9 protein-coding genes are annotated in these 8,348 nt (G+C 74.5%); 5 read left to right on the forward strand and 4 right to left on the reverse strand.

Translation table 11 applies throughout. The annotated features are described in order from the left end of the window. The first annotated feature begins 10 nt into the window (after positions 1 to 10). The 3 genes from NH342_RS10450 to NH342_RS10460 all read left to right on the forward strand — a co-directional run bounded on the left by NH342_RS10450 (position 11) and on the right by NH342_RS10460 (position 2,175). Positions 11 to 1,330: a UDP-glucose/GDP-mannose dehydrogenase family protein gene (locus NH342_RS10450; protein ID WP_253014500.1), complete on the forward strand. Its 1,320-nt coding sequence runs from the start codon at positions 11 to 13 to the stop codon at positions 1,328 to 1,330. Between the two features lie 67 nt (positions 1,331 to 1,397). Next, positions 1,398 to 1,604, forward strand: coding sequence for a hypothetical protein (locus NH342_RS10455; protein WP_253014502.1), 207 nt, complete (start codon positions 1,398 to 1,400; stop codon positions 1,602 to 1,604). Beyond that, a complete protein-coding gene (locus NH342_RS10460) occupies positions 1,588 to 2,175 on the forward strand; it encodes a hypothetical protein (protein ID WP_253014504.1) in 588 nt (195 codons plus the stop codon). Before NH342_RS10455 ends, NH342_RS10460 begins: the two co-directional genes overlap by 17 nt. Here the strand turns inward: NH342_RS10460 and NH342_RS10465 are convergent. Beyond that, positions 2,168 to 3,244: an LCP family protein gene (locus NH342_RS10465; protein ID WP_253014506.1), complete on the reverse strand. Its 1,077-nt coding sequence runs from the start codon at positions 3,242 to 3,244 to the stop codon at positions 2,168 to 2,170. The genes NH342_RS10460 and NH342_RS10465 overlap by 8 nt on opposite strands. A gap of 361 nt (positions 3,245 to 3,605) precedes the next feature. On the opposite strand from NH342_RS10465, the gene NH342_RS10470 reads away from it, so the two are divergent. Next, on the forward strand, positions 3,606 to 4,319 hold the full coding sequence (locus tag NH342_RS10470; protein WP_253014519.1) for a hypothetical protein: 714 nt from the start codon (positions 3,606 to 3,608) through the stop codon (positions 4,317 to 4,319). Here the strand turns inward: NH342_RS10470 and NH342_RS10475 are convergent. Further along, complete coding sequence (locus NH342_RS10475) at positions 4,309 to 5,337, reverse strand: PHP domain-containing protein (protein WP_253014521.1); 1,029 nt, start codon at positions 5,335 to 5,337, stop codon at positions 4,309 to 4,311. The genes NH342_RS10470 and NH342_RS10475 overlap by 11 nt on opposite strands. Next, positions 5,334 to 5,939: a DoxX family protein gene (locus tag NH342_RS10480; RefSeq protein WP_253014523.1), complete on the reverse strand. Its 606-nt coding sequence runs from the start codon at positions 5,937 to 5,939 to the stop codon at positions 5,334 to 5,336. The genes NH342_RS10475 and NH342_RS10480 overlap by 4 nt, the downstream gene beginning before the upstream one ends. Positions 5,940 to 6,072: 133 nt before the next feature. Here NH342_RS10480 and NH342_RS10485 point away from each other — a divergent pair, with 133 nt between their 5' ends. Continuing rightward, positions 6,073 to 6,705 (forward strand): hypothetical protein, encoded by a 633-nt coding sequence (locus NH342_RS10485; RefSeq protein ID WP_253014525.1) that lies wholly within the window; start codon positions 6,073 to 6,075, stop codon positions 6,703 to 6,705. On the opposite strand, the gene NH342_RS10490 is transcribed toward NH342_RS10485, so the two are convergent. Next, positions 6,687 to 8,129, reverse strand: coding sequence for a phosphatase PAP2 family protein (locus NH342_RS10490; protein ID WP_253014527.1), 1,443 nt, complete (start codon positions 8,127 to 8,129; stop codon positions 6,687 to 6,689). The two genes, NH342_RS10485 and NH342_RS10490, sit on opposite strands and share 19 nt — an antisense overlap. Positions 8,130 to 8,348: the final 219 nt, after the last annotated feature.

Here is an 8,348-nt window from a genome sequence, read left to right on the forward strand (position 1 = left end):
GGGGACCCCTGTGCAGCTCTCGGTGATCGGTTGCGGGTACTTGGGCGCGGTGCACGCCGCCTCGATGGCGCAGCTGGGCCACGACGTGGTGGGGATCGAGGTCGACGCCGCCAAGGCGGAGCTGCTGGCCTCGGGGAAGGCGCCGTTCCACGAGCCGGGGTTCGAGGAGCTGCTGGCCTCCTCGCTGGCCTCGGGCCGGCTGCGGTTCTCCTCGGACATGGCGGACGCGGCCGGGTCGCAGGTGCACTTCGTGTGCGTCGGGACGCCGCAGAAGCGCGGGGAGTACGCCGCGGACCTGCGGTACGTGGAGTCCGCGACCGAGTCCCTGCTGGAGGTGCTGGCCCCCGGTGAGCTGGTGGTCGGCAAGTCCACCGTCCCGGTGGGGACGGCGGCGCGGCTGGCCGACCTGGTGACCGGCAAGGTGCCCGGTGCGCTGCTGGCGTGGAACCCGGAGTTCCTCCGCGAGGGCTTCGCGGTGCAGGACACGCTGCACCCCGACCGGCTGGTCTACGGCCTGCCCGCCGGTGCCGACGGCGAGACCGCGCGGGCGCTGCTGGACGAGGTGTACGCCGCGATCGTCGCCGACGGCACCCCGCAGGTGGTCACCGACTACGCGACGGCGGAGATGGTGAAGACCGCCGCGAACTCGTTCCTGGCCACCAAGATCTCCTTCATCAACGCGATGGCCGAGCTGTGCGAGGCCACCGGCGCCGACGTGAAGCAGCTGGCCGACGCGATCGGCTACGACGACCGGATCGGCCGCAAGTTCCTCAACGCCGGCCTGGGCTTCGGCGGGGGCTGCCTGCCCAAGGACATCCGCGCGTTCATGGCCCGCGCCGGGGAGCTGGGTGCCGACCAGGCGCTGACGTTCCTGCGGGAGGTCGACAACATCAACATGCGGCGCCGGATCCGGATGGTGGAGCTGGCCCGCGAGGTCTGCGACGGCTCCCTGCTGGGCAAGCGGATCGCCGTCCTGGGGGCGGCGTTCAAGCCCGACTCCGACGACATCCGGGACTCCCCGGCGCTCAACGTCGCCGCCCAGCTGCAGCTGCAGGGCGCCACCGTGCGGGTCACCGACCCCGCGGCGGGGGACAACATCCGCCGGTCCTGGCCGCAGCTGGACGTCGTGGACACCGCCGAGGAGGCCGCGCACCGCGCCGACGCCGTCCTGGTGCTCACCGAGTGGAAACAGTTCCGCGAGCTGGACCCGGTCGCCTTCGGGCAGGTCGTGGCCCGCAAGGCCGTGCTCGACGGCCGGCAGGCCCTGGACCGCGACGCCTGGACCGCGGCGGGCTGGTCCTACCGCGCGCTGGGCCGCCGCGCCGGCTGATGCCGACCTCCGCGTGGGTCTCGGCCCCGGGGTGGTCGTCGGTGCCCGGTCGGGCCACGATGGTGAGGTGGAGGACAACCGCACGGCGCCGGGACCAGGTCTGCGCCACGTCGCCGGGTGGGCCCTCGTCGTCCTGCTGGCCCTGCTCATCACGGTGCTGACGATCGTGCTCGCCGGCATGGTCCTCGTCGTCTCGGTGTGGCTGACCGTCGCCGTCCCGCTGGTCGTGCTCCTCGCGGTGGTGGGCGTGGCGGCGCATGCGCGCCGGGGCTGACGTGCACCTGCTCTTCGTCTGCACCGGCAACGTCTGCCGCTCGCCGTTGGCCGAGCGGCTGACCGCCTCGTTCGCGTCGTCGGCACGCATCGCCGGGCTCACCGCGGAGAGCGCGGGCACCCGGGCGCTCGTGGGTCGGGGCATGGATCCCGATGCCGCCGCCACCCTCCGAGCCCTCAGCGGGGAGGACGACGGCTTCCGCGCGCGTGCACTGCTGCCGGCCATGGCCGAGCGCGCCGACCTCGTGCTGACCATGCAGCGGACGCACCGCGCCACCGTCCTGGAACGCACGCCCGGGGCGATGAGGCGCACCTTCACCCTGCGGGAGGCCGCCGCGGTCCTCGACCTGCTCCCCGCGCACGAGAGGCCGTCCGCGGCCACCCTCGCGGAACGGGGAACGGAGTTGGTGACCGCCTTGGCGGCGCGGCGCCGGGAGTGGCGTGGGGACCTCGACATCCGCGACCCCTACCGCCAGGACCGCGAGGTGCACGCCGAGGTCGGCCGGGAGATCCGGGGCGCCCTGGTGCCCGTGCTCGAGGCCCTCACGGGTGTCCCGGGAGTCGTCAGTTGACGACCGACCCCAAGGCCTCGTCGGCGAACTCGGCCGCGTTCTGGCCGAGCGAGTCCGTCTGCAGGTAGCCCCACATGCGCGCCCCGGTGACGTCGTCGAGGTAGACGACGCTGGCGGCTCCCTCCGTCCCGGTGCCCATAACCGGCGCGGTGAAGAAGTCGATGTCCGCCGGGGTCAGGTCCCGGGCCGAGAGCGCCAGCCCCAGCAGGTCGGTCGTGCTCAGCGAGTCGTCGACCGCGATCGAGCCGGTCACGGTGGTCAGGACCGAGTCGATCTGGTCCAGGCTGGTGAAGGTGCCGGCGGTGAAGAGCTTGCCGAACAGGGCGCGCAGGTAGTTCTGCTGCCGCTTGACGCGGTCGAAGTCGCCGCCCGGCAGGTAGTAGCGCTGGCCGACGTACCACCGGGCCATGTCGCCGTCGAGGTGGTTGACCCCCGCCGTGAACGTGTACGGACCCCAGCTGGTCGTCTCGGCGACCGTCACGTCGACCCCGCCGAGTGCGTCAGTCATGGAGATCAGACCCTCGAAGCTGATGGCCGCGTAGTGGTCGATGCGCACCCCGGTGAGGTTCTCCACCGTCTGGATCAGCAACGGGGGTCCGCCGTACGCGTAGGCCGCATTGATCTTGTTCTTCCCGTACCCCGGGATGTCCACCCAGGAGTCGCGGGGGATCGAGATCACCTGGAGGTGGTGCCGGTCCCCCGACAGGCGCACGACCATGATCGCGTCGGACCGGGCGTCCGGCAGCTCCGTCCCGACGATGTCCGCCCGGGTGTCCGAGCCGACCAGCAGGAACGTCACCGGCTCCGCAGCCGCCGGGGTCTCGGGCGTGGCCTGGGCCGGCCGCGCGGAGGCGTCGATGGAGTCGAACACGTCACCCGCGCTGGCGATGTTGCCGGCGTAGCGGTCGGTCAGGTACCAGGCTCCGCCACCGACGGCGAGGGCCAGGACGGAGGTGATGACCCCCAGGCCGACGAGGGCGCGACGCAGTGCGGTGCGACGGTGCCGGGGCCGGGGCTCGTCCCCGGGCTCGGTGAGCAACGCGTCGTCGGTCTCGCGGTCGGCGTCCATGGTTCCCCTGTCTGGCGGTCCCGGCGAGGGTATGCCGGGACCGGTCAGCCATGTCCGGATCGTGCTCGGCTCGTCCACCGAACGGGTGATCTGACGGCCCCCACCCACATCCCGGGGCGGCGGCCGGGCTCGCCCTCCCCGCCTGCGCGTCCGTCGGTCTCGCGGCGGTGAGCTCCGTGATGAGCCACCTGGGTGGTGTCCCCCACGACCTGTCGAACTCGGTGGAGGACATCGCAGAGGGGTTGGCTGCCGTCGGGCTGCTTGCCGTGGTGCGGATCGAGGCCCGGGACGTCGCGCGGCGCCGCAGAGCGGGATGCTCAGCCTCCCCCCGGAGCTCGGCGTCCTCGGGTAGACAAGGGCCATGACCGCACCCGTGCTGGCGCGCCCGACCGCGCGGCGCCGGCCGGTGCGTGCCCCCCGAGGCTTCGTGCTGGTGGCTGCCGGCCTGGTGGTGGCCGAGGCAGTGGGCTGGGCGGTGCGGGTGCTCGGTGCACCACCCCCGGTGGCAGCCGCGCTCGGCATGGACCCGCCATGGTCGGTGCCCCGCACGATGATCGCGCTGGTGTTCACCGCCGGTGCCGTGGCTGCGTGGGTCGGCGCCGTCCGCCTCCCGCAGCGACGCACGTGGTGGACCGCGGTGGCCGTCCTCATGACGATGCTGGCCCTGGTCAAGGCCGGCAGCACCGTCCACGTCGAGGTGCTCCACGCCATCGGCGGGGACGCGCACCCGGTTCGTGGGCTGGTGGTCCTGGGCGGCGCTGGCGCGGCCTACCTGGGCTGGCTGCTGTGGCTCAGCCGCCACGAGCGACGCGACCGTCGACGGGTGCTCACCTGGTTGGCTCTCTACGGCGCGGCGGCGATCGGACTGTCGACCGGGTCCCAGCTCGTCGAGTCCTGGGCAGGGTGGGCCAGCGTCGCCGCGGCGACGTCGACCTTCGTCGAGGAGAGCTGCGAGGCGGTGGCGGCGGTGGGCGTCCTGTTCGCCGTCCTGCTCGGCGCCGCGCCCGCGCGGGTGCTGCCCGGCAGCTGGCGGCTGCGCCGGGCCGAGGACGCCGCGGAGCCGCTCAGGGGCTGAGCAGCTCCTCCGCCGTCCTGGTGTTGATGATGCGGTCGGCGGTGATGCCGGCCGCGGCGGCCCGCTCGCAGCCGGCTCCCTGCCAGTCCAGCTGACCCGGGGCGTGCGCGTCGGTGTCGATCGAGAACTCGCACCCCAGGTCCGCGGCCAGCTGCAGCAACCGGGACGGCGGGTCCAGCCGCTCCGGCCGGGAGTTGACCTCCACCGCCGTGCCGTGCTCGACGCAGGCGGCGAACACCGCCTCGGCGTCGAAGGTGCTCTCCGGCCGCGGCTTCTGCTGCTTGCCGCCGCGCTGCTTCCGCTCGACCAGCAGCCGGCCGGTGCAGTGCCCCAGGACGTCGGTGTGCGGGTTGGCCACCGCAGCCAGCATCCGCGGCGTCATCTGCGACGCCGGGGCGCGCAGGTCGGAGTGCACGCTGGCCACCACGACGTCGACCCGGGCCAGCAGCTCGTCGGTCTGGTCCAGGCTGCCGTCGGCGTTGATGTCGCACTCGATGCCGGTGAGGACCCGGAACGGCGCCAGCTCCTCGTTCAGCTCGGCGACGACGTCCAGCTGGCGGGCCAGCCGCTCGGCGCTCAACCCGTTGGCCACGGTCAGCCGGGGGGAGTGGTCGGTCAGCGCCAGGTACTCGTGGCCGATGCCCATCGCCGCCAGCGCCATCTCCCGGATCGGGCTGCCGCCGTCGGACCACTCCGAGTGCGTGTGCAGGTCACCCCGCAGCGCCCGGCGCAGCTCGCCGGCCGCGCCCTCGAGCTCGACGGGCGGGTGCTGCGCCCGCAGGTCGGCCAGGTAGTCGGGCTCCTCGCCGGCGTGCGCCTGCACGACCACCGCGGCGGTCTTCGCGCCGATGCCCTTGAGGTCGGTCAGCGTGCGGGTCCGGATCCGCCGGTCCAGCTCGGTGTCGGACAACCCGTCGACCACACCCGCCGCGGTGCGGAAGGCGGCGACCCGGTACGTGGGCTCGCGGGCGCGCTCCAGGAGGAAGGCGATCCTCCGGAGCGCGTCCGCCGGCGTCATGAGAGCCCGATCTCCTTGCCGACCTTCTTGGCCTGCTTCTTCAGCTTGCGCTGGGTGCGGCCGCGGCTGGCCTTCTTCTGCGCCTTCTCGGCCTTCTTCTGGGCCTTCTCGAACCTGGCCTCGGCCTTGGCGATGGCCTTGTCCGACGCGCGGCGCACCCGCCAGCCGGCCGACGGCTTGCCCTCGGTGTCGACGGCGGCGATGAGCAGCCCACCCAGCAGCCCGGCGTTCTTCAGGAAGTGCGCCTGGTTGCTGAACTTCTTCTCGTCGTCCGAGTCCTCCCAGAACCGGTGGCCGGCCAACGTCGTCGGGACGACGGAGGTGGCCAGCGCCAGCGCGGACAGCCGGGGGAACCAGCCGAGGGAGAACAGCAGACCGGCGCCGACCTTGACCCCGGCGTCGACCTTCACCCACTGCTCCACGTCGCGGGGCACCTCGACGGGCAGCTGCTGGTCGGCGGCGTTCGCGATCTGCTCCACGATCGGCTTGGCTCCGGGCACCCTGGTCTGCGGGTTGCGCAGGGTGGAGATCCCCCCGTACACGAACGAGGAGGCGAGCAACGGGCGGGCGATCCGGCGGACCAGCATGGGGACCTCTTCCATCGACGGCGTCGGTGCGGTGCCTGCCCGGTCGGGCCGGTCGGCAACCCTCCCCGGGACCGTAGTGACGCGCGTCCCGGTCCGCCTCCGCAACCGCTGACAGCTGATCGCAACATCGGGCGACCACACTGGGCCGGTGACCACGACCAGGGTGCGGGACGACACCTGGGTGTGGGCGCTCGCGGGCCTGGCGCTGGGTCTGTTCGGGCTCGGCTTCGTCGTCCGCTGGCACTGCACCCGCGGCACCTGCGCCCTGGGCCGGCACGAGTGGCTGTTCGACCTCGACGCGATCGGCGGGCTGCCGCGGCTGTTCACCACCTCGCTGTTCCTGGCCACCACCGTGGTCGCCGTGCGGGTGGCCGCCCGCTCGTCCGGCCGGCGCCGGCTGTGGTGGGCGGCGGTGACGGTCATCGGCGTCGGCCTGGTCTTCGCCAAGCTGGTCAGCGCGCACTCGGTCATGGAGGGCCTGGACGGCCGCGGCCTCACCCTGCTGGTCGGCACCGCGGCCACCGTCGTCGGCCTGCCGGTGCTCGCCCGCCTCGGCCGCTCCTGGGGCGTGCCCGGTGCCCGCACCGTGGTGCTCGCGCTGGCCCTCTACGCCCTGGCCGCCCTCGGCCTGGACCAGGTCACCGGGCTGGTCGCGGGCCTGGACCCCGCGCCGCTGCCGGACGCCGCCGCCACCTTCGTCGAGGAGCTGGGGGAGGCGCTGGCCGCGCTCGGGGTGCTCGCCGTCGTCGTCCGGCGGTTGCCTCAGCCGCGGGAGCGGTAGACCACCAGCCGCTGCCGCTTGGTGAACACGAACTCCGTGGCCGCCTCGCCGGTCTCGCCGTCGTAGGCCACCGGCTGCGGCCCGGACAGCGACCGCACCCGCAGCCGCTGCACCTGGAACTGGGCGTAGGACCGCGAGTGCTCGCTGGCCCCCAGCAGCGTGGCCAGCACCGCGCGGGTGCGGCCGAACCGGAGGTCGGCCCGCAGGTACTGCACGTCGAGCAGGCCGTCCTCCAGGGAGGGACGCCAGGCCGGCGACAGCCCGCGCGGGGTGTAGACGCCGTTGCCGACGAACAGGATCCAGGCGCTGATGCGGCGCCCGTCCAGGTCGAGCTCCACCGGCCGGCCGTGCCGCAGCACCTGCCCGGTGGCCACGGCCAGCGCCAGCCACTTGCCGAGCGTCCCCGACAGCCGGTCGCGCCGGCGCACCATCTCCGGGTAGCTGCCGATGCTGGCGGTGTTGAGGAACGGTGTCCCGTTGACCGCGGCCACGTCGACGACGACCCCGTCGCCGGCCTCCACCGCCGCGGCGGCCTCGCCGGGGGTGGCGACGCCGACGTCGCGGGCGAAGTGGTTGAGCGTGCCGGCGGGCAGCACCGCCAGCGGCAGGCCGTGCTCCAGGGCGACCGCGGCCGCGGCGGCCACCGACCCGTCGCCGCCGGCCACCCCGAGGGCCCTCGCCCCGCCGCGCACCGCCTCGGTGAGCAGGTCGGTCACCGAGTGCTCCTCGTCGACCTCGACGACCTGCGCCGCGGGCAGCATCGAGGCGATGTCGGCCGACGGGTCGTAGTCCGGCCGGCCCGACCGCGGGTTCACCGCCACCACCAGGCCCTCGCCGCGCGGCAGCGCGGGCGCCTGCCCGGTGCCGCGGACGCGCGCCGGCGTGGCCGGCCGCACCGGCCACCGGTGCCGGCTGCCCAGCGCCACGGCGCCGCCCACGGCCATCCCGGCCAGCACGTCGCCGGGGTAGTGCACGCCCACGTGCACCCGGGAGTAACCCACGCCCAGCGCCACCGGGGCGACCAGGGCCCCGGCCCACGGGCTCTCCAGCGCGACCCCGGTCGCGAACGCCGCCGCCGACGCGGAGTGCCCGCTGGGGAAGGACAGCGTGTCCAGCTCGCGGCCCAGCGCCCGCGCCCCGCTCGGCACGGTCTCGGGCCGCACCCGACCGAACACCGGCTTGAGGACGACGTTCACCAGCCCGCTGGAGACCAGCAGCGAGCCGACCCCGCGCACCGCCGCCCGCCGGGGGGCGCCGGACTTCAGCCCCAGCAGCGCCCCGACCCCGAACCACAGCACGCCGTGGTCGGCGGCCTCGGACAGCCGGCGCAGCCCGCCGTCGGCCCGGGTGGCGGGCAGCCGGCCGATCCGGGCCTGCAGGCGGGCATCGAGCCGGCGGGCGGACAGGCGGGGGAGGTGGGGCACGCCGCGGGACGCTAGCCGCGGTGACGCCACCCCACCCCTCGGGGTGAGATCGCACCCCGAGGGGGTGGGCCCGCAGCGCCGCGGCGTCGATGCAGGGGGAGCCGACCCGTCACCTGATCGAGGGAACACCCCGTGCGCACCCGCCTCCGCCTGCTGCCCCTGCTCGCCGCCGTCGCGGTGGGCGCCGTCGCCGTCGCCGGCCCCGCCGCGGCCGACCCG

This window comes from Klenkia sp. PcliD-1-E (assembly GCF_024124375.1).
In the GTDB taxonomy this organism is placed as follows: Bacteria; Actinomycetota; Actinomycetes; order Mycobacteriales; family Geodermatophilaceae; genus Klenkia.

Bases quoted from the DNA above. Each gene is read 5' to 3' on its own strand.
- NH342_RS10460 (WP_253014504.1), top strand. From the start codon at position 1,588: ATGCGCGCCGGGGCTGACGTGCACCTGCTCTTCGTCTGCACCGGCAAC.
- NH342_RS10465 (WP_253014506.1), bottom strand. From the start codon at position 3,244: ATGGACGCCGACCGCGAGACCGACGACGCGTTGCTCACCGAGCCCGGG.
- NH342_RS10470 (WP_253014519.1), top strand. From the start codon at position 3,606: ATGACCGCACCCGTGCTGGCGCGCCCGACCGCGCGGCGCCGGCCGGTG.
- NH342_RS10475 (WP_253014521.1), bottom strand. From the start codon at position 5,337: ATGACGCCGGCGGACGCGCTCCGGAGGATCGCCTTCCTCCTGGAGCGC.
- NH342_RS10480 (WP_253014523.1), bottom strand. From the start codon at position 5,939: ATGGAAGAGGTCCCCATGCTGGTCCGCCGGATCGCCCGCCCGTTGCTC.